Annotated in this window: 23 protein-coding genes and 3 pseudogenes; 5 read left to right on the top strand and 21 right to left on the bottom strand. The window is 31.9% G+C overall.

Going from position 1 to position 25968, the window contains the following annotated elements; genetic code table 11:
• Nucleotides 1-11 precede the first annotated feature (11 nt).
• From CLOST_RS13750 to CLOST_RS04305, 5 genes and pseudogenes are all read right to left on the bottom strand, one after another.
• Nucleotides 12-176: pseudogene (locus CLOST_RS13750) on the bottom strand (IS3 family transposase); the annotation flags it as partial.
• Between the two features lie 68 nt (nt 177-244).
• Nucleotides 245-1003 (bottom strand): annotated as a pseudogene (istB, locus tag CLOST_RS04320) (IS21-like element helper ATPase IstB).
• Nucleotides 1000-2577, bottom strand: coding sequence for an IS21 family transposase (gene istA, locus CLOST_RS04315; RefSeq protein WP_013361035.1), 1578 nt, complete (start codon nt 2575-2577; stop codon nt 1000-1002). The pseudogene istB and the gene istA overlap by 4 nt, the downstream one beginning before the upstream one ends.
• A 12-nt stretch (nt 2578-2589) precedes the next feature.
• The gene (locus tag CLOST_RS13495; protein WP_049779752.1) at nt 2590-2811 is read right to left on the bottom strand and encodes a hypothetical protein; all 222 of its coding nucleotides are present in this window, start codon (nt 2809-2811) and stop codon (nt 2590-2592) included.
• Nucleotides 2812-3068: 257 nt separating this feature from the next.
• Nucleotides 3069-3341: an IS3 family transposase gene (locus CLOST_RS04305; RefSeq protein WP_013361032.1), complete on the bottom strand. Its 273-nt coding sequence runs from the start codon at nt 3339-3341 to the stop codon at nt 3069-3071.
• Nucleotides 3342-3432: 91 nt separating this feature from the next.
• Here CLOST_RS04305 and CLOST_RS04300 point away from each other — a divergent pair.
• Nucleotides 3433-4291 (top strand): annotated as a pseudogene (locus CLOST_RS04300) (DNA cytosine methyltransferase).
• Nucleotides 4292-4332: 41 nt separating this feature from the next.
• Here the strand turns inward: CLOST_RS04300 and CLOST_RS04295 are convergent.
• The 9 genes from CLOST_RS04295 to CLOST_RS04270 all read right to left on the bottom strand — a co-directional run bounded on the left by CLOST_RS04295 (nt 4333) and on the right by CLOST_RS04270 (nt 15210).
• Entirely contained in the window at nt 4333-6330 is a 1998-nt protein-coding gene (locus CLOST_RS04295) for an ATP-binding protein (RefSeq protein ID WP_013361029.1), read from the bottom strand.
• A 266-nt stretch (nt 6331-6596) separates the two neighbouring features.
• Entirely contained in the window at nt 6597-6851 is a 255-nt protein-coding gene (locus CLOST_RS13740; protein WP_479688442.1) for a recombinase family protein, read from the bottom strand.
• Nucleotides 6852-6929: 78 nt separating this feature from the next.
• Complete coding sequence (locus CLOST_RS14150) at nt 6930-7064, bottom strand: hypothetical protein (RefSeq protein ID WP_013361027.1); 135 nt, start codon at nt 7062-7064, stop codon at nt 6930-6932.
• Between the two features lie 233 nt (nt 7065-7297).
• Nucleotides 7298-7474 carry an AlbA family DNA-binding domain-containing protein gene (locus CLOST_RS13735; RefSeq protein ID WP_013361026.1) on the bottom strand — a complete coding sequence of 59 codons (177 nt, stop codon included), beginning with the start codon at nt 7472-7474 and terminating at the stop codon, nt 7298-7300.
• A 235-nt stretch (nt 7475-7709) separates the two neighbouring features.
• A complete protein-coding gene (locus CLOST_RS04290) occupies nt 7710-9767 on the bottom strand; it encodes a beta-propeller domain-containing protein (protein WP_013361025.1) in 2058 nt (685 codons plus the stop codon).
• Nucleotides 9768-10092: 325 nt separating this feature from the next.
• A complete protein-coding gene (locus CLOST_RS04285; protein WP_013361024.1) occupies nt 10093-10965 on the bottom strand; it encodes a DegV family protein in 873 nt (290 codons plus the stop codon).
• 22 nt (nt 10966-10987) lie between these two features.
• Nucleotides 10988-12145, bottom strand: a complete 1158-nt coding sequence (locus tag CLOST_RS04280) for an amidohydrolase (RefSeq protein ID WP_013361023.1) — start codon at nt 12143-12145, stop codon at nt 10988-10990.
• Nucleotides 12146-12175: 30 nt separating this feature from the next.
• On the bottom strand, nt 12176-13987 hold the full coding sequence (locus tag CLOST_RS04275) for an aminopeptidase P family protein (RefSeq protein ID WP_013361022.1): 1812 nt from the start codon (nt 13985-13987) through the stop codon (nt 12176-12178).
• 110 nt (nt 13988-14097) lie between these two features.
• Complete coding sequence (locus tag CLOST_RS04270; RefSeq protein ID WP_013361021.1) at nt 14098-15210, bottom strand: aspartate-alanine antiporter-like transporter; 1113 nt, start codon at nt 15208-15210, stop codon at nt 14098-14100.
• Nucleotides 15211-15501: 291 nt separating this feature from the next.
• On the opposite strand from CLOST_RS04270, the gene CLOST_RS04265 reads away from it, so the two are divergent.
• The 3 genes from CLOST_RS04265 to CLOST_RS04255 all read left to right on the top strand — a co-directional run bounded on the left by CLOST_RS04265 (nt 15502) and on the right by CLOST_RS04255 (nt 17084).
• Nucleotides 15502-16194 carry a nitrite/sulfite reductase domain-containing protein gene (locus tag CLOST_RS04265; RefSeq protein ID WP_013361020.1) on the top strand — a complete coding sequence of 231 codons (693 nt, stop codon included), beginning with the start codon at nt 15502-15504 and terminating at the stop codon, nt 16192-16194.
• The gene (locus CLOST_RS04260; RefSeq protein ID WP_013361019.1) at nt 16187-16828 is read left to right on the top strand and encodes a hypothetical protein; all 642 of its coding nucleotides are present in this window, start codon (nt 16187-16189) and stop codon (nt 16826-16828) included. The genes CLOST_RS04265 and CLOST_RS04260 overlap by 8 nt, the downstream gene beginning before the upstream one ends.
• Before the next feature lie 73 nt (nt 16829-16901).
• The gene (locus CLOST_RS04255; protein ID WP_013361018.1) at nt 16902-17084 is read left to right on the top strand and encodes a DUF1858 domain-containing protein; all 183 of its coding nucleotides are present in this window, start codon (nt 16902-16904) and stop codon (nt 17082-17084) included.
• Nucleotides 17085-17283: 199 nt separating this feature from the next.
• Here the strand turns inward: CLOST_RS04255 and CLOST_RS13490 are convergent, their stop codons facing one another.
• Together CLOST_RS13490 and CLOST_RS04245 are read right to left on the bottom strand one after the other, a co-directional pair.
• A complete protein-coding gene (locus CLOST_RS13490; RefSeq protein ID WP_013361017.1) occupies nt 17284-19230 on the bottom strand; it encodes a GGDEF domain-containing protein in 1947 nt (648 codons plus the stop codon).
• 12 nt (nt 19231-19242) lie between these two features.
• Entirely contained in the window at nt 19243-19653 is a 411-nt protein-coding gene (locus CLOST_RS04245) for a hypothetical protein (RefSeq protein ID WP_013361016.1), read from the bottom strand.
• A 165-nt stretch (nt 19654-19818) separates the two neighbouring features.
• Here CLOST_RS04245 and CLOST_RS04240 point away from each other — a divergent pair, with 165 nt between their 5' ends.
• Entirely contained in the window at nt 19819-20343 is a 525-nt protein-coding gene (locus CLOST_RS04240) for a hypothetical protein (protein ID WP_013361015.1), read from the top strand.
• A 161-nt stretch (nt 20344-20504) separates the two neighbouring features.
• Here the strand turns inward: CLOST_RS04240 and CLOST_RS04235 are convergent, their stop codons facing one another.
• From CLOST_RS04235 to CLOST_RS04215, 5 genes are all read right to left on the bottom strand, one after another.
• Nucleotides 20505-21461, bottom strand: a complete 957-nt coding sequence (locus CLOST_RS04235) for a papain-like cysteine protease family protein (RefSeq protein ID WP_013361014.1) — start codon at nt 21459-21461, stop codon at nt 20505-20507.
• A gap of 112 nt (nt 21462-21573) precedes the next feature.
• A complete protein-coding gene (locus CLOST_RS04230) occupies nt 21574-22053 on the bottom strand; it encodes a DNA-deoxyinosine glycosylase (RefSeq protein ID WP_013361013.1) in 480 nt (159 codons plus the stop codon).
• Between the two features lie 88 nt (nt 22054-22141).
• On the bottom strand, nt 22142-22687 hold the full coding sequence (locus CLOST_RS04225; RefSeq protein WP_013361012.1) for a rhodanese-like domain-containing protein: 546 nt from the start codon (nt 22685-22687) through the stop codon (nt 22142-22144).
• Between the two features lie 120 nt (nt 22688-22807).
• The gene (locus tag CLOST_RS13485) at nt 22808-24082 is read right to left on the bottom strand and encodes a pyridoxal-phosphate dependent enzyme (RefSeq protein WP_013361011.1); all 1275 of its coding nucleotides are present in this window, start codon (nt 24080-24082) and stop codon (nt 22808-22810) included.
• Between the two features lie 28 nt (nt 24083-24110).
• Nucleotides 24111-25946: an ABC transporter ATP-binding protein gene (locus tag CLOST_RS04215; RefSeq protein WP_081455144.1), complete on the bottom strand. Its 1836-nt coding sequence runs from the start codon at nt 25944-25946 to the stop codon at nt 24111-24113.
• Nucleotides 25947-25968 lie beyond the last annotated feature (22 nt).

The raw sequence follows: 25968 nt of genomic DNA, 5'->3' as shown, positions 1-25968 counted from the left end.
AGTTGAACTTTTTATGCAATTTTTCTAGCTAAATCTTCACATTTTTGTGGGGTTAAATATCCAATACTACTATGTATCCTTTTTATGTTATACCAAGATTCTATATACTCAAATATAGCAAATCTTGGGACATCATAATCAAAATATTTAACAAGATGAACTTCTTCCTTTTTTAATGAGGTGTATTTGTCAATTGAATAATCCTCTATTTTCTAATTGAAAAATCCTCTAGAGGATAAAAAAATTATTGCTCTGATAACCAAAGTTTTGTTTCTTTTAGCCTATAAGAATTTCCATTCATATTTACTATAAAAGATTTATGAGTTAATCTATCAATCATAGCAGCTGTCATTACTGAATCCTTAAATATTTCTTCCCACCTTTCAAAAGATAAATTAGTAGTAATGATTGTTGATTTTCTCCCAGCTCTTAAAGAAAGATAAGTAAATAGGAGCTCAGAAGCTTCTTTGTCAAAAGAAATATAGCCTAGTTCATCTGCTATTACCAAATCTTACTTTTGGAATCTGTGCTCAAAAGTACGAAGAGTCTTATTTGATCTAGATTCTTTTAACTCATTAACAAGAAGAGGAATAGTAGTAAATAAAACCGAGTATCCTGCTACGCAGGCTTTAATCCCTAAACCTATTGCAATATGAGACTTTCCCGTACCTGGGTTACCTGCAAGAATAATATTTTGACCTTTTTCAACAAAATCAAGAGAAGAAAATGCTGTAACTTTATTTTTTGCATCACTAGGCAAATCATCGATTATTAAATCCTCTATATATTTTTTATATGGGAATTTAGCATTTCTGATTTTATTCTTTATTGCATTTTCCTTTCTTAGATCATACTCTTTTTCTAAAATATCAAATAAAAAACTTTCATAACTTTTACTTTCTGTATTTGCCTGAGATATATCATCTTTAAAAAATTTAGAAGTATATGGTAGCTTTAGTTCCTTTGCAAGACAAAATATTTTTTCATCAAATTCTTTACTCATATAATTTTAGCCTCCTCTTGAAAGGCTACAGATGAGTTATTTAAAATATCTGCATAAGAACTTAGAATTTGTCTAGAATACTGCTCAATCTTAGTAGACCTTTCTTTAATAGTAATCTTTTCATCTATATTTCTATTGCAAAGCATTTTAACCTTCTCAGTATTAATCGAAATTGGATTCAAATTCTCTAACTCATAAATAACATTTTGAATTTTATTCAATCCATGTTCACTAATTAATTCAAGAAGCTCTATGAAATTCTTAGGATTTTCTGTATAATACTTATTGTAGATTGTTTGGAGCGTGGGATTCATTTGTTGCATTGCAGTGCTAGAATGAAGAGACCCAGGCTTCTTTTTTATGGTATTTATATAATGGTCAATCTTAATGCACCAATCATGTACAAGATAACTTCTACTGTGCTCTGCAACCAAATTATTCCTGTAATAGATGCATATTTTCTCAGGATAAATTTTAGTAAAAACAAACTTACCAACTAAACAATCAGGTACAGAATATTTATTTTCATCAACACTTATAGTAGAGTACTTGCTTACTCTAAGTTCAATAGTTCTAGCTATATCATAACTTGGCATGATTGGAAGTAGAAAAGATAATTCCTCTAGTAAAATGTCCTTCGGACTTTTATTAAACTCTTTAGAAACTCTATCGTTTAACTTAGCTAACTCGCTAGCTAAATATTCATTTGCTTCCTTAATAGAATCAAAAGTATCTTTCTTACTAAAAGCCTTTCTTCTTATATACTCAATACTCCTTTCTACATGGCCCTTTTCATTACCTTTACAAACATTGCAAAACCTATATTTAAAACCATAATGCAAAGAAAGTTTAAGTAAATCATCCGTAGGATATTTCTCATTTTTATTAACGAACTTTTTTACAGCCACCTTCATATTGTCATAAACTACAACCTTGTAAACACCACCAACTTTATTAAAAAACTTGACATGAGCATCTAAAAAGCTCTCCATCTTTTGATTATGATACAAATATGCAAAACGATAATTTGACTTAGCTGAAGAAAAAGCTGCCATTTGAACACTCCTTGCTTTACCAGCTATTATTAAATTTACATTTCCCCAGTCAAACTCACATATTTCTCCTAATTGATATTCTTGCCTTATGAAAGCTTCTTTAGAAGAATCCAAAGTAGTTTTTATATAGTTTGAAACAGTAGGATAACTAATATCATAACCTTCTTCAATCAAACATTCATAAATATCAATCTTTTTCTTTTGTTGCTTGCTCCTTCCAGTTTCTCTCTTAATATTATTTTCCTCTAGGTAAAAATTAATCTTTTGAATTATTTCATCAGATAATTTTCTTTTAACTCTATTACTAATATCATATTTGGGAGTAGCTGTTAAATCCTCTATCAAGGCCATATCATCTTCATCAGATGATAAAAGCTTACGCTTTTTCAATTCATAATCATTTATATATTTGCGAATTGTCTTTCTGTCAAATCCTGTATCTCTATGAATTTGCCATTGAGATTTACCTTCCCTAAAATGAGATAAAATTATTTCCTGCTTATCCATTAAGCTTATCATCCCCAAGCCTCCCTATGATTTGTCATAGGGATATTTTAAATTTCCTCTAGGGGATATTTCAATTATATTTTGGGGTACTTTTAGGTTAACATATACAGTTACCCATTTTTCATTAATAGTAGTAGCTTTAAAGTCTCTTTTTAAAACGTTTTCTTGTTCTTTTATTTTGCTCTTTGATGTTGTAGGTCTATATTTTTTTATTATTATTGACTTTATCCCTAATTTTTTCATCAATCATTGTGTTCTCTTTATACTAATATTTATCCCCAATGTTTTTAGAGATTCATGTATTTTAACAGCTCCATAACGATTTTTGCTGGCTTTGTAGATATTTATGATTTCTTTCTCTATCTTTACATTCTCTAGTTCTCTATTACTGGGTTTTTTATTTAGAAATTTATAATAGGAGCTTCTAGATACTTTTAAAACCTTGCACATAAGCTTAATATCATGATATTTCTTATTGTTAGTAATGAATTCAAATACAGTACTTACTTCCTTGCGAATATGCCCATAGCTTTTTTTAATATTTCATTTTCCTCTTCAAGTCTTGCTATTTTCTTTAATACTGCTTGATAATCTACATCTGTTATTGTTTTTCCTTTATCCGCAACTATTGGCTTGTTTTTCTTTATCCATCCAGCTATTGTTGACTTTGATAGGGCATATTCACTACTTAACTCTGCTAAGCTATTACCAGAATTATATAGCTCTACTATTGTATTTTTGAATTCTTCTGTATATTGTTTTTGACCTCTTGCCATTATAAACACATCCTTCTTTAATTAATTTTAATGTGTTCGGCTTTATGTGTCTACAATATTATACTAACACCAATTTATACTTTTAGAGAATGTGGATAGATTATTGAAATCACCTACATCTCAAAGAGGACGTGATTTTGGAGTTATTCTTAGATGCCTTAATGATTTAGGATATGCTGTAGAATCGCGAGTTATAAATGCTGCTGAATATGGTAACTCACTAAAGAAGAAGAATTTTTATATTTGCATATAGAAAAGATCAGACTATATATGAAAACTTAACTGCACATGTGAAAACTACTGAAGATGATAAATATTATAGCTGGATTAATAAATATGGATTTTTTGCCTCTGCCTTTCCAGTTGAAGATGTTCATAACAAGAAAAAAATAGCTTCAGGCTATATTGGAAAAGAAGAATTTAAAGATTTGGCCGATTTTTCAAATGAATTTGCTTCCTCATTTTTTAATTCAGGAGTTATGTTTAATGGAATTTTCTATAGTGAAGAAATGACTCCAACAACTGTTAATCCAAAAACTTTAGGAGATATACAGCTAAAAGATGACGTGGATTCAAAATATTTTTTAAATTGTTCTTTAGAAAAATGGACCTATCTGAAAGATTCTAAAAAAGTACCTAGAGTTAAACCAAATGGCGAAGAATATTATTATTCTGAAGGAAGTATGGCTTTTTCAGACAGATTAGATTTACCCGCAAGAACAATGCTTACAAGTGAAACCAGCGTGAATAGAAGTACCCATGTTATAGAAGATTTTAAAACTAAAAAGCTTAGATTACTTACGCCTGTTGAAGCTGAAGGGCTGAATGGTTTTCCAGATAATTGGACTGATACCGGAATGCCTGAAAAATTTAGATATTTCACAATGGGAAATGCTTTGGTAGTCCCTGTAATAACTTCAATAGGAAATAAACTACTTGAAATATTATAAAAAAAGGCATAAGCTAATTGGCTTGTGCCTTTTTTTAGTATTTAATAATCGTAAGGTTCTATTTTTTCCTCAAACCATTTAAAACTCATTTGTAACAATGCCAAATCTTTTTCAGATATACTTTTAGAATGTGCATCTACTCTATTTTTATTAATAAAATCAAAAAATATAGAAAACTCATTCTTGTCATTGAATATTTTTTCGAATTCCACCCAATTTTTTTCTATAATTTTCTTTAAATCCAAAAGATATAGTTCGTTTTTTACGATATTTTTCAATTCTTTCAAGTTCATTTTTTCTCTTCTTTTTTCTTCTATAACTTTCATAATTTTTTTCTTTGCATCATCTTCATCAGAACTTAACATGAATTTCATAATAATTATTTTTCTTAAACTCTCTTCTAACTTATTTCTTCTCGTAGTTATTTCTTGCCAAATTGCCTCTTTGGTGTCTGGTATTTCTCTATATTTTTTATTTTCCTTAACATATAAATCAATCGCTTCAATTGTTATATGATATTCTTTGTTAATTTTTTTAAGCACACCGTACCCCGTTAAATGCTCTACTGCATTATTATACCTTCTACATATTTTTTCAAATTCCATATGTCCCTTTAATATAAGAATTTCCAACAATTCATATTCATGAGCATAATATTTATTTAATCCTTGAATTATTGATTCAATATAGCAAACAATTTTCTCATCGTATTGGCTTTTATTTTTATTATACTCATACTTTGTAACAGTATACGGTCTTGAATAACCATCTACCTCTTTATGAATAAGGCTACATATATGCCTTATCAAAAATGGATGCCCTCCATAATGATTTGTCAATAAAGTAAATACCTCTTCATCAAATTTTAACCCCATATAATTCCCGATATTTTGCACCATTTCTTTTACATCTTGAACTGAAAATAATTCTAAATAGGTTGGGTTAACCATTAAAAAAATAGGATTGTCAAAATTGTTTACAATAGAGGTTTCAATACATAATGGGTTAACACCCGCTAAAACAAATGAAAAAAGAGAAGAATTGTTTTGATATACAGCCCTAATAGTTTGCCAAAAATAAATATAATCATTTTCTTCAGCCCAATGGTTTGTTGAAGATGTTCTAAATGTTATATGTTCTATTTCATCAAAAATTAAGAGAATTCTTCTATTGTTAAGATGACTTTTTACCCTTAATAAATCTGATTCAAAACATTTTGAAGCATCCTTTTCTGTATAATGCTCAATTTCATAGAACTTACTATCACTTATATTATATTTAGTAATCAAAGCTTCTATAATATAATTTAGTAGTTCATTCCACCTCGACTTATGAATTTTTGTATCTTGACAGTCCAAGAAAATACTGTTTCCACCTCTTAATTTGATTAATCTTTCTAGCGCATATAAAACTGATGTTTTTCCTATTTTTCTTAACCCAAATAAACCACTTTGTTCACCAGTCATGTACTTATCATAAAAATTTTGAACTATTTGTTTTCTGCCATAAAAATATGTATCTGCTTTCAACGGGGACTCCAATGCAAATAAATCCCTACTGTAAAAATAGTCTCTAAACCTATTTTCAATAATCGCTATATCCAATTCATTATTTTTAAATTCATCATATTTAAAAGGCACTATAATTTTAGAATCTTTATTTTCATTATTTAACTGCCTTATTTTAATATCTATTTTCTGGTCTTTACTAACCAATAGTATGCAAACTTTGTCAAGTCTATTGTCATATTCCTGAAGTGTTTTATCAACAAAATCCATTGTACGACTTTCGAATTCAGTATATGGAGAAAACAATAATAGAACTTCATTATACATATTGAAGCTTTCTCTAAACTTGTCTTCTGGTTTTAAAAATGCAAAAGTATAATCTGTTGTTTTGAATTTCCCTTGCTTTGAGAATGTAACACCGAAAAAACCACCCCAAAATTTTTGAATGAATTTTTCTTCTTCATTTCCTTTAAGAATTAAATCCCGTTTTACTCCTTTTTCTATTTTATATTTAAATTCTTTATTATTCATATTATATATACCTTTCAAGTTTAATAAAAATGTATGCCTTTGTATTAAATTATATCAAACTGTAATAGGAAGGTATATATATATATTTCTTTTACTACTGTTTATATTTTAGTGTTGAGTATTCTATATTAGACTGATTTGTTGTGATATTATACATATTATTTTTCATACTTTAAGTGTTATAAAATGTCTTTTTGTTTATTATCTTTAAACACCAAACAAACACCAAAATAGCCTATATCCCTGCTGAAATGCCCTATTTAAGCCTATCTCGTGGTATCAGCGTTTATGTTCTCAAAGAATGCTGGGATGTTCTTTTCTTTCAATTCTCTGATGAATCTAAGGCAATTGAGCGTATTTGTTGCAGATCTGCTAATAGACTTTGTAATAATCATATCTATTTTTCCAGCGTTGCAATCTTCAATCATATGGTTGAAATCTTCACTCTTTTTGGTGTTAGTATCTGAGATGCAATCATCTGTGTAAATACTAGCAAATCCCCACTCTGGGTTCTTTTGAATAAAGATTGTTTAATGCTCAACCTGTGTTTCGTAACTGGTTGCCTGTTCATACTTTTTTTCATTTCACCACATACCTCGTCAATCTTCCTCTACCCACTTTTTTATCAAATCTTTGGCTTGAATCTCATTGATCAGATTTACCGCATGTGTCGTTCCCACCCCAAGTGCTTCTTCAACATCATTACGAGTGATTTCTTTTTGCTTTTCAAACAACTTCAGTATGGCAAATACTTCTCTTCCTCTACGCTTATTTCCTTTGCATGTGTATTGGGTAGAATAACCCGGAATGCACCTTCAACATTTTCAAACTTAGGTTGAACATGCAACCCTTAATAACAACTCATGATTTTACTGATGCCTGTACCATAATCCATTCCAGTTGTCTCAATTCCATTTTTCTATTCAAACTTGCAAAAGTCAAATCTTGAACAAGTAATCTATTGTTTTCAAAAGATTACCCCATTATCCTGAACACCAATATATATTTTCCCGCCATTTGTATTTGCAAATGCCACTACTTCCTTTTTCACTTCTTGAGTGTAGGCTTCATTTAATTCAACGCTTTCACTTTCATATAAACTCATAATACCACTCTTTCTATCAGTTTCTTTCACTTCTGCCACATTCTTGCCACTGGCAGTGTTAGAAAACAAGCGGGGTTAATATAATATTTATGGATATTGTATGAGAAATTATTTTTTGCTTAATTTTTATTTGATTTGTAAGAATATACAAAAAAGAGCTTGAAATTTCAGTAATATACTGATTTTCAAACTCTTTTATCCTACCTATTTTATTGTAAAATACATCATTTTCCTAAATACTGTTACAATATATTGCTCTGTATATTCAGCATGTTTATAAATCAAGCTCAGATATTTTCTTCATAGTATTTAAGTTAGTAGCTACTACTTTGTTGTTTGATAGAGTGTAAATAGTATCTCCTATATAAATTATTCTTTGGATATTGTCTTCGTAAGAATACATATATGGGTTGTAATCTTCAATATGAGTGATACTTCCTTTTAAATCTATTCCTTTATTAGCAGAAACATTATAGATATAAGCTCCTTGGAATACCTGTTCTCCGTACTGAGGGAATCCCCACTGATCTTGTTTTTGATCTGGCTTAACCTTTGCTACAGATATAGGGAATCCCATTAAGCCTCTTGATTTATCATACATTAGGGCTTTGTGGTTGTGAAGAAGCTCAGATTCTGTACCTCTGTCTCCTATTTTTTCTATATCTTTTTCTACTGGATTATTTACATCTGTTACATCAAATAAAGATATTTTCATTCCTAGCTGGTAAGGATTGCCTTTGATTTCAACTGTGTCTTTTCCAAATCCTATAATGTGATTTTCATCGTATGGATGAAGGTAATCGCTGTAGCCAGGTATTTTAAGATAACCTAACATTTTAGGATTTTTAGGGTCTTTTAAATCCATAACAAAGAATGGATCTACATTTCTAAAAGTAACCATATAGGCTCTATCTCCCATAAATCTTGCAGAGTATATTCTCTCACCTGGAGCTATATTATCTATACTTCCAGCTTTGTTCATATTCTTATCAAACACTGCTATAGAAGAGCCTTTATTTTCCATACTAAAATCACTAGTATATGCTATTCTGAAGTAATCGTTATGCTCGTCCATTGAAAATTGGTTTAGCACATAACCTTGAATTTTATTTTGAGCGCTGTAAGTTATTAAAGTGTTGTTAATAGCAAATTTCTTGATTGTAGTTTGAGTCTCTCTTGGAACTGGAGGCCATATCATTGGTCTACTAACATCTGGAGCTATTTTAGGCTCTACCATAGGCATGATATAATATGGGCTTTCTTGGTATGTCAGATACAAGCTATTTTTTGACATATAGATATTATCTGCATTTCCCATAAAAGAAGCTATCTTGCTCGGCTCATTTTTCTTTATATCTGCACTGGAAATCACAATAATTGATTGTGAAGGATAGCCAGGATAAATCATTATTTTTGATGGCTGTACTTCTTTATACTCACTTGATACAGCTGAATCCTTTACCTTTGGAACAAGGTTTCCTTCACCATAATCATACACATAATGACTGCTTATGATATGAAGATTATCTCCATTTTTTCTTGAAGATACATAGTAGCCTTCTTGCTCTAAAACTCTTTTTACTACTGGCTTTGATTTATCTGTTACATCGTAAATAACTGCTTTTGTAAAGCTTCCTTTTGCATTATAGGCATTTCCAACTACCATCAGCAAGTTTTCATCTATATAGATATCAGATGGATAAAGTGCTGACTCAAGATATCCTATAGTAGCCATTTTTTTCATATTGTTTTTATCAGCTTTGATAATTACAACTTGGTTGTCCTTAAGGTAATAGATATATTCTCCATCAGTTTTAACTATATCAGCTTCATCTACTCCTTCAACTTGGACATTAGTAGAAGAATAGGAATCACCTTCACCTGCTCCATTTCCCATATCCATAGACATGACTGATTCTTCTTTTGCTGCTGGCATCATGTCATACATTACCATGTTTTGTCTTTGACTCATTTCTGAAAGTCTCTTAAGATTGCTCGCATCACCTACTACAGTTTCTCCTTCATAAGCTGAGGCTTTATACTGCTTATATTTAGAATCTAGGCTTACCTTTATATCCTTCATGTCGTAAAGAGGAATCACTATAGCTTCTTTGTCACTTTTCAAGTTGATTAATACTGGAATTTCATTGCCTTTTTCATCTAAAAATCTTATGTCTTTATAAACTGTATCCTTATTGAGTTTATCGTTAAATTGCATCAAAAGTGGTTTATCGAGATTTATACTGTCTTGTGCGAAATTCGGTACAGGATTAACCGAAGTCAGCATAAATGTCATAGCTGCTGCTAAAGCAAGACTCACTAGCTTTTTCACTTTTCTTCCCCCTTTTTCACCATTTCTATTAGGAACATTTTATTTAAGAAATAAATATAGTATCTTTTTATCTCTTATTTATATTTATATCACTATTTTGCAAAAATATCTCTAGTTGTTACCGCACTGTAAACATTATAGCAAAACTGTAATCAAACTGATATTAAAGAGTAAGAATCCTATCCCTAGAACCATACAAATTGCAAATATGCATAAAAAATCTTGCTCTATTTATAATAAAAATGCACTTGTAATCAAGCAGCTCTTATATTGGCGCTAAAAGACAATATAAAAACAGTTGATACAAGTGCATTTAATTAAGAAACTATCTATGCTTTCCTAAGAAAAACAACGTTATAGCTCCTGGTCCTGTATGAGAACCTATAATAGGTCCAATAGGGTGAATTATTACCTCTTTAACTTTATAGGCTTCTTTTATAAGAGATTCTAGATATCTAGCATCCTCTATGCAATCACCATGCCCAATAAAAATCGTCTGTTCCTCCAAATTTTCGGAAAGCTCAGCTAAGTAGTTAAATAAAACCTTAAGAGCTTTTTTTCTTCCTCTTACTTTATCAAGGGGAATCAGTTTTCCTTCATCATTTACATGAAGAATCGGTTTAATGTCTAGAGCAGTTCCAATAAAAGCTGTCATGGCAGTCATTCTTCCGCCTCTTTTTAGATGGTTTAAGTCATCCACTGTAAAGTAGTGACAAACTTTTAAATGGTTCTCAGCCACCCATTTTGACAAATCTTCGATATTCATTCCCTCTGATTTTTTTTGAGCTGCCACTTTAACCAAAAGAGTTTCCCCTAGCGTTGCTGCTTTAGAATCAATTGTGATAATTTTAAAATCTGGATATTTTTCATTCAATTCTTTTGCAGCTAGTACCGAAGACTGGTAAGTACTGCTAAGAGCAGATGAAAACGAAATATATAATAAATCCTTATCCGATTTTATTATTTCTTCAAAAAAATCTAAGTATACAGCCACATTAATTTGGGTTGTAAGCGACGTTTGTCCATCTCTTTGCTTGTCATAGAATGTTTTTATGTCTAATTCTCTATAATCAGGATAATGATTATAATTTTTTTCTCCTAGAGAAAATGACATCGGAACAACTTTAACATTAAGCTCATTGGCCATTTCATTAGGAATATCTGATGTTGCATCAGTAACTATTATATAATCTCTCATGTTTGCACCCAACTTCAATAATCTATTTTTTATATACTATCTTTCCATCAATGATAGTATACTCGACATTGGCTTGTAAATCAAATGGATGCTTATCCCAAATTACTAAATCTGCATCTTTGCCTACTTCTATGCTTCCAACCCTGTCATTTATACCTAGAATCTCAGCAGGATTAATTGTTATTGCTTTTAATGCTTCCATCTCATCAAGGCCAGCCTTGTATGCTAGAGCACTGCACATAGGAAGATGCTCTAGAGGAATCACTGGACTATCCGTCATGATTGCAATCTTCACTCCAGCTTCAACTAATATTTTTGGTGTATCAAAGTTTTTATTTTGAAGCTCAAATTTAGATTTATTTCCAAAAGTAGGCCCTACAATAGCTGGATAGCCTTCTTTAGCAAGGTCATCTGCAATTAAATGTCCTTCTGTACAATGCTCTAAGGTTAATTTTACGTTGAATTCTTTAGCTATCCTAATCGATGTAAATATGTCGTCTGCTCTATGAGCATGTGCCTTTAGAGGTATTTCACCTTTAATTACAGGTATCATAGCCTCAAGCTTCATATCATATCCAGGCATCTTTGATGAGTCTTCTTTTGCTGCTTCTTTCTTCTGATTATATTCAGCCGCCATGGCTAAAGTTTCTCTTAGCTTTGCAGCAGTTCCCATTCTAGTAGTAGGCATAGCCTTTTTCTCAGCATATACTCTCTTTGGATTTTCTCCAAAAGCGCACTTCATAGCAAGATTTTCAATCATAACCATATCGTCTACTCTTTTTCCATGAAGCTTAAGTACAGTAAAGGTTCCTCCTATTACATTTGCACTTCCTGGACCTGTAGCAGCTGTTGTCACTCCACCTTTGATAGCATTTTCAAAAGCTTCATCCATAGGATTAATCGCATCTATTGCTCTAAGCTGTGGAGTAATTGGGTCGGTCATTTCATTGCCGTCATCACCTTCAAAGCCTATGCCTTCCTCCCACATTCCTATATGGCAGTGAGCATCTATAAAGCCTGGGAATACCATTTTGCCTGAAGCATCTATAATCTCGCATGATTCACAAGAAGAAATATCTGTTTTGATTTCTTTAATTTTTCCATTTTCAACTAAGATATCTCCCTTTTCAATTACATCTAAATTCATTGTATATATCTTTGCATTTTTAATTAATAGCAACTCTGTCTCCCCCTTAAAGCTATCTATAGTCTAATGATGCGGATTAATTTCTCTTGTGTATTCCTTCAGCCAGATTTTTTCCTCTTCTGTAAGGAAAGGAGAAATCTTCTCGTAAACCATCTTGTGATAGTTGTTTAGATATTCTCTTTCTTCTCTATTCATAAGCTTAACATCTATTGCATCTAAATCTATAGGAACAAATGTAATCGCTTCCATATACATAAACTGACCTTGAATATTTTGAGTTCCTTTTCTTATCACTAGCTCATTTTCAATTCTAATACCATGAGACCCATCTATATAGATACCAGGCTCATTTGTAATAACCATACCTTCTTCTAAAACATTAGAGTCATCTATATGTGGTGCTACATACCATCTAAAGCCACAAGGCCCCTCATGAATGCTTAACAGATATCCTATTCCATGACCAGTTCCACACTTATAATCTAAGTCCATATCCCAAATAGGCTGTCTAGCTAAAATATCTAGGTTATAGCCTCTGCATCCGTATAAAAACTTTGCTCTAGATAAATTAATCATCCCTCTTACTACAGCTGTAAAATGAGTCTTAATCTCAGAGGATACTTCTCCAAGAGCCATAGTTCTAGTGATATCTGTAGAGCCTTCGTAGTAGTTTCCACCTGTATCAATTAAGAATAAATGGCCATCCACTAATCTTACATTGCTTACCTCTGTTGCTGAGTAATGCATCATGGCCGCATGGTCTTTGAATGCACATATTGGTGCAAAGCTCTGCCATAGATACCCATCCTGCTGTTTTCTAAATTCTTCTAGCTTATCTGAAGCGCTAAGCTCTGTTATTTCTTCATTCTTGTAATTGTTTTTTATCCAGTACATTAATTTTGTAAGCGCAACGCCGTCTTTGATTTGAGCATTTCTCATATTATTAAGCTCAGTTTTATTTTTCATGGCTTTAAATAAAACAGTTGGATTGGTTGCTTCTGCTTTAGTTGAAACTGGAGAAAGATTTTTATATAAAGCGTAGTTCATTCCATTTGGATCTAATAATATGGTATCTGAATCCTTAAATTCCTTTACTGCCTCATAAATCTCATTGTATGGTCTTAATTCTATTTTATCATGAGCTAATATAGATTTAATTTCGTCGCTTAACTTGCTTTCATCAATAAATAATTTTGAATCCTCTAGACCAATTATTGCGTAGCTCAGAATAAAAGGTGAATACTTTACGTCATTTCCTCTTATGTTAAATAACCACGCTATATCATCTAGGCTAGTAAGTATATGGTAATTTGAAGAAGTCGCATTCATGTATTCTCTTACTCTTTTAAGCTTTGAAGTAGTACTCTCCCCTGAATACTTTTCTTCTAAATAAAATACTTTTTCTTTAGAAAGCTCTGGTCTATTTTCCCAAATTAAATCCACTAAATCTTCATCATACTTGATACTAACTTTTTTTCCAGCTAGCTTTTGCTCAAAATTGCTGCCTTCCTTCATAGCAATAAGTCTTCCATCAAAGCCCAAAACACCTGATTCAGGCATCTTATCTATTAGGAATTTTTCTATACTTGGCACTCCAGGATTTCCTATTCTATATAGCTCAATCCCAGTATCTTTTAATTGATTTTCTGCTTGAAGAAAATATCTTCCATCAGTCCAAAGTCCAGCCTCATCCATCATGACAATAGCTGTTCCAGCAGAACCAGTAAACCCTGTCATATATTCACGAGCTTTGAAATATTCTCCAACATACTCACTTTGATGATTGTCAGCTGAAGGAATAATATATGCATCTATTCCTCTTTCTTTCATTAATTCTCTTAGTTTTTGAATTCTCATTTTGATTTCTTGACACATGTTATCTAGCCTCCTCTTTAAATATTACTATATCATTTTTTTGTAAGATTCAAATAAATTTATATAATTTTTTTTATTTATTTCAAAGAATATTTACATAAACTTTGCTCTTATGAGCTAAGCGAAATAAGAATATTCGTCCAAAGTATCATCCCAACAAGAGCAAAGGGATAAGCAGCCCCGTAGCCTAGAGTCACATCTTCAGATTCAAATGCTTCTACTGCGCAGGCTAATCCTGGTGTACTTGTCATTCCTCCACAAATACCCCCAACTAAGTAAACAGGTTCTATTTTCAAAATGTAATAGCCCATAATATGCCCTGCTATTAGACTGATGCTAGCTATAGCCAAGCCTATAATCAATAAAACCACCCCTGAATCCATGACTGCGTTAATAGCTGTATATCCATAATCCAGACCAACAATAGCCAAAAATCCATTTAAAGAGATATCCCTAATCACATCTAGAGCTGTATTTTCAAATTGAAGAGATTTGAAATAGCTTCCTAAAAAAAGTGCACTAATTAGCACTCCTCCAGTTATACCTAAAGAAAAAACCATAAAGCTTGAAATCTTAATTTTAAAATTTCCAATTACAAGTCCAGTTACTACTACAAATAAAAACTTCCAAATGTGAAAAGGATATTTTATAGTAGAATCTATTGGCTTTGATTTACTTTTTAAAGCACTGGAATTTCGTTTTCCAATCCAAGATGAATAAAACATCACAACTAGTATTCCAGGTACATAGGCAATTGAATATCCTAGCCCTATAGATGCATCTGCAAGCTTGCTTTGGCTTATCTCAAGAGCTGTTGCAAGACCTGGTGAACTAGTCAGCCCACCTTCATAGGCTCCTATAATCGAAAATGCTAAATCAGGGTATAGCTTTATAAATAAAAAAGTACAGCTTGCACCTACAGCCGTAATAAAAAATGAAAGTATAATAAACTTTATGCCATGAGTTGAAATTATAGTTCTAATGTTTTTTGAAGCTTTAAGGCCAACCGAGGCTATAAATCCAATCAATACAACATTGAATAGCTCATTTGGAATATTAATTTCACTTAGATTATTTTTATTTATAAAAAAGCTAATAAAAAGTCCTATAAATAAAGACATTGAGCTTCCTAGCTTAAATTTTCTAAAGCTGATATTCCCAAGAAACGAGCCCATCATCATGCAGAAAACAATCAAAAATATAGGTGAAAAAAATAAATTCATCTAATCAGCCCTTTTCATTTCATATTGGTCTACTAATATATAGTTTAATTCATATTGGAAAACTTTTGAACATATTAATAATTAATAGTATAATTTTATTAGTTTTAAAACTATACCAAAAAGATATAGTTTTTTTATTTTTTTGTAACATATGTTACATACCCTAGTGAAATAATCGGGTATGATTAGAACATAAGATTTAGGGCATCAATCATAAAAAATAATTGTACCTAATTTCAGATATAATATTAATAAATCTGAAAATGAATGTAATTTAAAGGAGGAACTACGATGCCACAAGTAGCATATGGAAATTTACAAAAAATAAAAAATGGAAAAAGACTTTATAGTATTACTCCCCGTATCCCTGGCGGTTTTGTAAGTGCAAAAAACTTAGAAAAATTTGCTGAAGTTGCAAGAAAATACAAATGCTCTATCAAGCTAACCTCTGGTCAAAGAATAATGCTAATAGGATTAAAGGAAGATGATGTTGCAAAAGCATATGAGGATTTAGGACTTGAGCCAGCAGTAAAAAGTCAATATTCAGTTAAAAATGTAGAAATTTGTCCAGGAGAAATTTGCAAAAGAAGTCGTCAAAATTCTTTAGCCTTAGGTCTAAGATTAGAAAGAAGATTTTATGGAGCACCTGCTCCAAACAGAACAAAAATTGGAGTAGTTGGATGTCTTAATGCTTGTACTAGTGTTCATGCAAAAGACATCGGAGTTCTTGCTAATGAAGAAGGGTTCATTGTTATAGCTGGAGGAAGCGCAGGTTATCACCCTAGACTTTCTGATAGAATCGCAGAGAATCTAACTGCTGATGAAGCATATATGATGGTTGAAGCTGTATATGATTACTACTGCGAGATTGCACCTATGGGCGAAAAGCTAGGTAATACAATAGACAGAATAGGATTAGACAAATTTATCGAAGATGTAAAACAAATATATGAGAAAAAGAAAATTGGAGGACAAAATGAGTAGATTTTTAGGACCGATACATCACTGGTTACATTCAAAAATTTTATTACAGGAAAGAATAGAGACATCAGTTGAAGCAAGATTATTAGAATCAGGTATTGACCTTGGTAGTATTAAGCACTGGGACGAGGAATATGGTCCTGCTAATCCAGACGAGCAGTTAGAGGGAGCTATCGACACTCAAAACATCCATGGATGGCTTCAAAAAAGAATTCAAATGGCTGAAACTAGATTTGCAGGAAAAATGACTGAGTTAAAAGCTCTTCATGGCGACAAAGTGGTTGAAATTGCTAGCTCAGTATACGAAAACTATGCAAATACTATAGCAATTCAGCTTAATGAAAATGAAATGTGGGATGGTAATCTTGATTCTGCTCACAAGCTACTTCACAATCAAATTTTAGAAGGAATGCCTTGTGATCAAGCTGGAGCAATTACTTTAAATGAACAAGATATGCTTCAGTGGAAAAGTGATAGATGCCTTCACAAAGCATACTGGGAGCAAGTAAATGGAGATGCTAAAGACCACCACCAAATGAGAGATGCTTTTAATAGAGCTTTCTTCGAAACTCTTGGCAATTTGAAATATGGCAGAGTAGTAGAATCTGGTGTAACTTACTATCAAATCAACCGTTAAGTAAACAAGTAATTACAAATAACTTTGATAACATATTAAACTTAAACATATATTAATAATGGAGGAATGTAAAATGATAACAAAAGAAATGGTAATAGCAGATATTATAAAAGACAATCCAAAAGCAGTGGAAATTTTAATGGCAAATGGTATGGGATGCTTAGGATGCCCATCAGCACAAAACGAGCCTCTATCAATGGCAGCTGATATCCACGGACTAAATTTAGAAAAGCTTTTAGCTGAACTTAATGCATAAGAAAAATCTCACCCATTATAGCAATAAATATTGATAAATCCCCCATAGAATTGTTGTATAAAAAACCCTAGAGTATCCATGTTACTTATATATGCATGGTCTACTCTAGGGTTTTTATTATTATTTAAAATAGAATTTAATACTATTACAATCCTTGGCTGAATTCATTAGGATATAGATATAGGTATCTAAATTTTAATTAAACCATTTCTTCCGAAGTAAATATCTTGAACCCATCCTTGCCATTATCTTTGATTTCGTACATAGCTAAGTCAGATTTTTTAATTAGCTCATTATAAGATAGAGCGTCCTTTGGAAATCTGCTTACTCCTATACTTGAAGTAAGGCTGTAGGACTGCCCATCAATTGTAAATGGAGCTGCTATAATTTTGGATAGATTATCTACTTTTTCTTTTATTTGGTTATCTGAGTCTATGTCCATAAATATAAAAGCAAATTCATCTCCACCTATTCTAGCTGCAAAATCATCATTATCTGCTAATTCGCTTATCCTATCTGCCATTGCTTTGAGCAATTTGTCTCCTACATCATGACCAGCAGTGTCATTGATTTCTTTAAATCCATCTAAATCGATAAAGCACATAATAAAATGTCTATCCATTTCTTTAATCAAAGCTTCAACTCTCTCCTTAAAGCAAAGTCTGTTTGGCAAGTCAGTCAAATTATCGTGATAAGCAAGATATTTAGCTTTATCTTCTGATTCTCTAATTCTTGTAATGTCATTAGCAAAAATAATTATCTCTTGAATATGCTCGTCAGAAATATCTGCTATAAGCTGAACTTTATTTTCATATACTTTTTTATTAAAGCTATGCTCAAAGATATACTCCCTATTTTTGCATGCCTGAGATATCCCTTCTACTACCAGCTTGTAATAATCCTTTGGAAGAACCTCTTCAAGAAGCTTGTCATGTGCAGAGGAAGCATCTATCCCAAGCTCTGATAAAGCTTTTCCTTCACAGTGCTTTACAATTATATTGTCTCTATTTTTTACAAGTCTTAAAATTATACTCGGAAGTATCTGTACAGTGTGTCTATATTCATTGGCAATTTTCAGTCGTTTTCTCTCTAGCTTAAGAAGCTCACTATAGCTTTTAGTATAGGAAAAAACCATGAAAAATCCTGTTATGCATATAAGCAGAAGTCCTCCTAAGATAATCCAAATCATTCTTCTTTTTAGATATTCCTTGTCTGAATCGTCTATTAAAAAAATTATTGCTTGGTCATTTCTTAGCTTTTTATAAATCTTAGTATATTCCTTGCCTTCAATAGTGACTGATTTTTTAATACTCGAATTTAGCCCCATTGAATTTATCTTATTTAGATAATAGGTATCATGAGCAGTAAAAGCTGAATAAGCTCCATATTCTACAGTAAAATCCTGCAAATGAGCTCTTTTTTCTTCAGTAAATCTATCATTCCAAGCCTCGACATTTATAACAGCTATTTCGTGGATAAACTCACTTTCATCTAAAATATTTTTTAGTAAAGCATTCGGATCATTTTTTTTCACTTGGCCAAAAGCATTCATATCATCTACGTATAAATTAAGCAGATATGGCTGATTTTCGAGCTTATAATAAGTAAAGATATAGTACCCATCTTGACCATAAGCAAGAGACCTCGGCCCTGCCCAGAACCTACCCTTAGATATCCCTTTTCCTACAGTGACCTCTTTGTCGTCCAAAAGCTGAGAAAATGCATCATACCAAAAACCCCAATCTTTAGTAGAAAGCCCTATCTCATGCTCTGCTGTAGATGTTTCAATTATAATATCGTCTTCTAATTTTCTAAAAAGAGCTACCTCTGATAACTTGTATCTAGACTTTATCTCTTCTAAAAAATTAACGTCTATTGTAGATAGCTCCACACCACTCAGATCTTCTTCAACCTGATAAGTGACATTTTCTAAAATTTCAACTAAATAATTTTGAATTAAATCCTCTGCGCTTACTGAATTTTCTATAGAGTTCATTATAAATCCTGACAGCTGCTGTATATCATCATCCTGCTGATTCGTAATCATATAGTCAAAGGTTCTAATCGTAAGAACGATAATTAGTATTATAAATATGGTCATTATAACTAAAATATTATCTCTAAACTGGTCCTTAAATCTTTTCATAGACAACTCCCTCTAGAAGTTTTCCTTATCTTCCCTAATTTTTACTATACTAGATATAATAAGACTTTCTATATTTTGATTTTCTGTCAGTCTAACAGTAATATAAAAAATTCCATTTCCAATTTTTTCGTCCTTATTTTTAGCTTTTCCAAGTATATATACACTATCCTCATCATCTGGCATATATCCAGATATTTCTATATCAGTATATCCCTGAGCAGTAATAGTTTCCTTGAACTCTGTTAATTTATCTGCATCAGAAGTAGATAAAACCTCTATATCTGGCTTCTGTGAATTCATAAGGGTTCTTACTGAATCTATAATCTGAGCATCAATCTTACTACTTTCATAATTAACTTTAAGTCCAACTATTATTAAAATCGCAATGACTATAATAACTAGAGATTTGTATACTTTTTTCATATACTTCACATCCCTCAACTAAATTTAATTAATTATAGCTATTAACTATAAATTTATCCACTAAAATATGTGAAAAAATATAAATTTTATTAGGATAAAAGCAATATTTAATATTATAATATATCGTAGATTCCAAAAATATAAAATCAAACTAAGGATGATACTATGAATAATCAAACAAAAAACAACGAAATCACAATTATCGGACTAAGCATTGCTATAATTATAGGAGGTGGTATGGCTATTTATATGATTGCTGCTGTAGTTCCTCTACCTGGAATAAAATATATCTTCGTAGCACCTTTTGTATCTACTATATTTTATGTCGTCCAGCACAAGCTCAAAGGGAAATATATTCTACCTAAAATAGGAACGGTTTTTGGATTAGTTATGAGCATTATAAACATGTATATGGGCTTGGCAATCTTAATTACAACCTTCTTAGCCTATATCAGTTCATTCTATCTAAAATCTGAAAGCAAAAGAATATTTTGGAGCAGTGCATTTTTCTCTGGCTATACTGGTCTGATTGCAATTCTTGTTTCAAAATATTTAATAGGAGGGATATTTTTAGAAATACCAAATTCTATGATAGCTCTAAACTCTATTTTAGGACTAATATTTGGTATACTTGGCAACAACCTTGCTAAAACTGTTGTCAATAGAGTGAACAAAGACTCAGGATACTAAAATTAACTAACTACATTACAAAAGAACTTTTTCAATTAAAAAATCTATAATACTCATTTATTTCAAGAACCTTTTATATCAAAAAACTTCTAGATTATTAAAATGTCCTTAACTTAGGTTTCATTTTATATTATCTAGAAGTTTTTTATTTTAAATATTAACTAATTTTCAACTGTATCTACTATTATATATGGCTGAAGCTGATAAGGCTTTGGTGCTACCTTTCTATCTTGCCACATATAAAACCATCTCTCTAATGGATAGAAATAATATCCATCTTGCCAGTGGTCAGATGTATCATAAGGATCTGCAAAAACTAAAACATCATCGCCTATGCTAGGAGTTCCATTGTTGTCATATCCTACTATTGCTTGCCAATGTCCATCCCAATCTCCCCATTCAACCATGATAGGACGTCCTTCTTTTAAATGTCCTGTCAGCCATTTTACAAAATATGAATCCTTTGCATCTTCAACCCAAGCCTCAGTCGTATCGCTGTTTTCAGACGCATAAAGACTAGAGCTTGAAAATGTAGGTTTTATGTTTCCAAAATCAGCTGTACTTAAACCATCATTTTCAGATGTCAAATCTTCAGCCTTAGGATTAGCTATGTAGCTTGTTTCTAAAACCTTTAAATCCTTTTGAGTAATGAAAAAGTCATATAACTGCTTTACATTAGTTCCATACTCAAAAAAGTTATTTGCTGAGCCAGGCTTAGCTCCCTCTACGTCCTTATCAACAGAAGAACCCATCATCTCTGCTAATTGCATTTCAGTAAAACCTTTTATTCCTAGATTCTCTAATACCATAAGAGCTGTCACGTTTCCACAAGACCATTCTGTAGTTTGTTGCATTGTTTTAAATTTTGGTATTATAGTAATCTGGTCATCAGATACCATGTTATAAAAATCAGGAGCTTTATAAAACTTAGAATTCAAATTATCTCCTGCATTATTATAAGCATCAGCCCCTGCATATTCGTTGTAATCCAATCCTTTAATCATTTCTGGCTTGCTTTGAATTGCATCCTTTATAGTATTGTCATCTGCAAATGAAGGTACAATACTTCCCCCAACTACTAGAGCAGTCAGCGCAAAAGCAAAAATCTGTTTTTTCATTAAAACCTCTCCTCCCTAATTTAAAATTTAGTAACTTTTTTAATTATATCAAACCCAAATCAAATTACAATAAAATAATTAGTCTTGCAAAATTATACTGTATTCTATTTTATTATTCTAAGATTTTCTTCCACTCTGATAAAAGCTTATCGAAGGAATATCCAGCATTTGCTGGGCTAGTTGAAGGAAGCTTAGTTATTTCTAGCTGTGTTTTAGGATAAAGATATTTATTATAAAGCTCAAAAGCCTTCCCACCATTGGCATATACCTTTATAATGTTTGCCCTGCTAAGTATCTGTGATATATCTACTGGAACTACATTTGAAATTGAGCTATCACTTGAACCAACAATATCACAGGATTCAATAACATCCCATAAAGCAATTTTGTGTTTTTTTAGCATGGCAATTTTATCCTGAGTATCCTTTGGAGTAGATTCATTTAGCAACTGTGCCATCAGCTTCCAAAATCTATTTTGAGGATTTGCGTAAAAAAAGCTTTCTTGTCTTGATTTAACTGATGGAAAACTTCCTAAAATCAAAATTTCTGAGTTTTCATCAAATACAGGAGAAAATTCGTGGCTTGCTCTCATTTATTTCTCCTTTCTCTATAAAAAAATGCTGAAGCAACTTTACTTCAACATTTTTTATAATTAATATGAATATATATTTTTCAAATATTTACTGAGTTACTATTAAATTTTCGTATTCTTCTCCTGCTGCTGTCCAAGCTTTATATCCACCTTCAAGTATGAATACTCTTGAATTGTCAACGCCTATCTCATTTAACAAACGGTGTCCTGCTTCAGCGTATTTTTTACCTGAATAGCAAAGTAATACAAGTTTTTTGTCTGCTCCATCTTCTGACCCTGTCGCATCTGTAAGTGCAGTTTTAATATTACTAATCGATGTTTCATCATCATTGTTAGCAATAGTAGAATCTAAATCCGAGCTTACAGCTCCATTGATATGGCCTGCTTCATAATCTGCTACTTTCCTAAGATCAAGCAAAACATAATCTTCAGTTGAAGACATTCCATCTTTAACTTGCTCAGGAGTAATATATTGTTTTTCAGTTTCTTCTACTGGGGCTGTTTCTGTCTGAGCTGCTTCTTCTGTAGCAGGAGCTGGCTCTGTAGTCTCTGGTGTTGTTTGACTAGCACATCCTCCTAAAATAGATAAAGAAATAACTGATGCAAACATTAAAGCTACTATTCTTTTTTTCATTACTTATCTCTCCTTTTATTGTAATCGCAACAATTTGATTGTCTCATATCAAGATAAGCAAAGTCAAATAGATATAATTAATACTATTAATGAATAAATCTAATAGGTTTTATTTACCTTTTAACCTTTATATAGCATTCTATCGTAGCAATGAACAAATCCCATTTTTTCATATAGTTTTTTTGCTCTTTTGTTTGGTATGTCAACATGAAGAGACATTTTCCCACCAGTTTTATCTACAGCTGCATTTATGAGAGAGGTAGCAACACCTCTGCCAGCATTACCGCTTTTTACTCCAATATAAGCAAGGTGATAAGTCGGGATAAAATCTTCAAATCCCATGTGCACTATTATACATATTCCCTCAATCTTATTATTTCTTTTTGCAGTAAATATATAGCCTAATTTTACAGCTTTTTTGACTGCATCAATGGTTTCTTCGTAGCTATCATGATAGGGCTGAAGAAGTTCTCTAGTGGATTTTACAATCTCATCCATATCAATATCTGGTAGCTTTGATATTTCTTTTATTTCTATATCACTTCTTCCATCATTCAATAGGATTACATGTGTGCCTTCTTTATGCTCACTATCTAAAAAGGCTGCTAATGAATATGCTTCATTTTTTGATATCGTAACGTTTTCTAATTTTTTGATTAGCTTAACAGCTTCAGTAAGTTTTTCTTCTTCTATACTGTGGATTATAGTTTCAGTATTTGCCATTATACTTTGCATGCCTTCTAATATTTCTTTAAATTTAGGTTGATTTTGAGGCATATCTGACATTTTATCAACTACAATCTTGCTCACCCCACAGTGAAGCTCTGGCATTGTATCAATATCTTCGTCTATCCAGCTTCTCATTATCTGATGATATAGACTCATGACAGTGTATCCACCTTTTGCCTGAGACCATACTGATGTAGGACTTTTTAATTTTTGAGATATTTCCTCCATTATACTTTGGATAGCAAGGCTTCTAATAAATGGTTTTTTCTCCCACTCGCTAAGTAAGAACATTCCATTTTCCTTAGCATAATTTTCAATCTGAGTTACCTCATCTTCATTTTTTTTGATTTTTATATCAATCCAGTTTATATTTTGGAATTGCTTTTTCTTACTGATATTTAAATCTGATTTTATAACCTGGCCATAACACTCTAGTTCTAAGTAGTCAGCAAAATATATTATAGATTTGTAGTATCTCTCTGAGCCGTGTATTAACAATTTTTCATAACCCTTTGTTTTAGCATACTTGCAAAGCGCCTCTGCTATTCTGTCATTCTTATGTCCTGTTGGATTGGCTCCTTCTAGTTTAAGATAAATACTTTCTATCCCCAAATACTTCTCTAAATTCTTAGCTCTAAATAACGGTGTCTGTCCGCTTAAATGCATCAAATCATCCTTTCTTTTTCTAATTTTTTTATTCTAACTCATATGCTCCCGTATAAAGCTGATAGTATTTACCTGCTTGCTTAATCAGTTCTTCATGAGAGCCTCTTTCTATTATTCTACCATCCTCCATAACCATAATCACTTTTGAATTTTGGATAGTTGAAAGCCTATGAGCAATAACAAACACTGTCCTTCCATGCATCAAAGAATCCATTCCTTGCTGGACTATTGACTCTGTACGTGTATCTATAGAAGAGGTTGCTTCATCTAGTATCATAACTGGAGGGTTTGCAACTGCTGCTCTTGCAATAGATATAAGCTGCCTTTGTCCTTGGGATAAATCATTTCCATCTCCTGAAAGCACAGTATCGTATCCATTTGGAAGCATTCTTATGAAACTGTCCGCATTTGCAAGCTTTGCTGCCTTGATACATTCCTCATCAGTAGCATCTAACCTTCCATATCTTATGTTTTCCATAACGCTTCCCGTAAATAAATTTACATCTTGAAGCACTATCCCAAGCGATTTTCTTAAGTCAGCTTTTTTGATTTTGTTAATATTAATTCCATCATAGCGTATCTTTCCATCAGCAATATCATAAAATCTATTAATAAGATTTGTAATAGTTGTCTTTCCTGCTCCTGTAGCTCCTACGAGTGCAAGTTTTTGACCTTGCTTTGCATACATAGTTATATCATGAAGTACCATCTTATCTTGTGTATACCCAAAATCTACATCGTAAAAATGAACTTCTCCCTTTAATTCTGTGTAGGTGATGTTTCCATCGCTATGAGGATGTTTCCATGCCCATCTCTGAGTTCTATCAGATGTTTCTATTAGCTCAGCTTCGTCCTCTTTTATATTTATAAGTGTAACATAGCCATCGTCTACTTCACTTTCTTCATCCATCAAATCAAATACTCTTTTTGCTCCAGCCAATGCCATTACCACTGAATTCATCTGCTGTGAGATCTGAGCTATAGGATTAATAAAGCTTCTAGAAAGCTGCAAAAACGATGCAATCATACCAAGAGTCAGTGGCTTTAATCCTGTAAGGCTTAAATTACTAAACCCTAGCACAGCCATTGTGCCTCCTACAAGTGCAATCAATACATATAAAATATACCCAAGATTATTCATAATAGGCATCAAAATATTCGCATACTTGTGAGCAGAGGTTGAATTCTCACATAACTCTTCATTTTTTATATCAAAATCTTGCTTAATCTTATCTTCGTGACAAAATACCTTAACTACTTTTTGTCCTTTAATCATTTCCTCAATATACCCGTTGATGCTTCCTATCGACTGCTGCTGCTTCATAAAATACTTGCCACTGCTTTTTGCTATTTTCTTCACTAGCTTCAGTATTATAAATACGAAAGCAAGTACAAACAATGAAAGCCCTATGCTTAAATACATCATTGCTCCGAAAACTGCTGCTATAGTTATCAAGGATGAAAAAGCATGAGGAATACTTTGAGTTAGCATCTGCCTTAGAGTATCTATGTCATTAGTATAATGGCTCATTATATCTCCATGAGCATGAGTATCAAAGTACGAAATTGGAAGACTCTGCATGTGAGAAAACAGCTCGTCTCGTATTTTCTTCAATACTCCTTGAGCTATTTTTACCATCGTCCTGTTGTATATCAAGTTAGCAAGCACACCAACTCCATAAATACTAGCCATAATCATCAGAATTCTAAGCAAACCAGAAAAATTTGGCACAGCTTCTACTAGCAGGGGATAGATATAATCATCTATCAGTACTTGAATGAAAAGTGAGGAAACAGCACCAATTAGTGAGCTAAGAATGATGCAGATAAATACTACAGAAAGTGAAAATTTATAATGTTTCATATATGATAGTAATCTTTTTATC

The organism is Acetoanaerobium sticklandii, assembly GCF_000196455.1.
Taxonomy (GTDB): domain Bacteria; phylum Bacillota; class Clostridia; order Peptostreptococcales; family Filifactoraceae; genus Acetoanaerobium; species Acetoanaerobium sticklandii.
The sequence above is the reverse complement of the archived record's forward strand: the minus strand, read 5'-3'. Positions and strand labels throughout refer to the sequence as shown.

Bases quoted from the DNA above. Each gene is read 5' to 3' on its own strand.
- istA (WP_013361035.1), bottom strand. From the start codon at position 2,577: ATGATAAGCTTAATGGATAAGCAGGAAATAATTTTATCTCATTTTAGG.
- CLOST_RS04305 (WP_013361032.1), bottom strand. From the start codon at position 3,341: ATGGCAAGAGGTCAAAAACAATATACAGAAGAATTCAAAAATACAATA.
- CLOST_RS04295 (WP_013361029.1), bottom strand. From the start codon at position 6,330: ATGAATAATAAAGAATTTAAATATAAAATAGAAAAAGGAGTAAAACGG.
- CLOST_RS04285 (WP_013361024.1), bottom strand. From the start codon at position 10,965: ATGAGAGATTATATAATAGTTACTGATGCAACATCAGATATTCCTAAT.
- CLOST_RS04275 (WP_013361022.1), bottom strand. From the start codon at position 13,987: ATGTGTCAAGAAATCAAAATGAGAATTCAAAAACTAAGAGAATTAATG.
- CLOST_RS04270 (WP_013361021.1), bottom strand. From the start codon at position 15,210: ATGAATTTATTTTTTTCACCTATATTTTTGATTGTTTTCTGCATGATG.
- CLOST_RS04265 (WP_013361020.1), top strand. From the start codon at position 15,502: ATGCCACAAGTAGCATATGGAAATTTACAAAAAATAAAAAATGGAAAA.
- CLOST_RS04260 (WP_013361019.1), top strand. From the start codon at position 16,187: ATGAGTAGATTTTTAGGACCGATACATCACTGGTTACATTCAAAAATT.
- CLOST_RS04255 (WP_013361018.1), top strand. From the start codon at position 16,902: ATGATAACAAAAGAAATGGTAATAGCAGATATTATAAAAGACAATCCA.
- CLOST_RS13490 (WP_013361017.1), bottom strand. From the start codon at position 19,230: ATGAAAAGATTTAAGGACCAGTTTAGAGATAATATTTTAGTTATAATG.
- CLOST_RS04245 (WP_013361016.1), bottom strand. From the start codon at position 19,653: ATGAAAAAAGTATACAAATCTCTAGTTATTATAGTCATTGCGATTTTA.
- CLOST_RS04240 (WP_013361015.1), top strand. From the start codon at position 19,819: ATGAATAATCAAACAAAAAACAACGAAATCACAATTATCGGACTAAGC.
- CLOST_RS04235 (WP_013361014.1), bottom strand. From the start codon at position 21,461: ATGAAAAAACAGATTTTTGCTTTTGCGCTGACTGCTCTAGTAGTTGGG.
- CLOST_RS04230 (WP_013361013.1), bottom strand. From the start codon at position 22,053: ATGAGAGCAAGCCACGAATTTTCTCCTGTATTTGATGAAAACTCAGAA.
- CLOST_RS04225 (WP_013361012.1), bottom strand. From the start codon at position 22,687: ATGAAAAAAAGAATAGTAGCTTTAATGTTTGCATCAGTTATTTCTTTA.
- CLOST_RS13485 (WP_013361011.1), bottom strand. From the start codon at position 24,082: ATGCATTTAAGCGGACAGACACCGTTATTTAGAGCTAAGAATTTAGAG.
- CLOST_RS04215 (WP_081455144.1), bottom strand. From the start codon at position 25,946: ATGAAACATTATAAATTTTCACTTTCTGTAGTATTTATCTGCATCATT.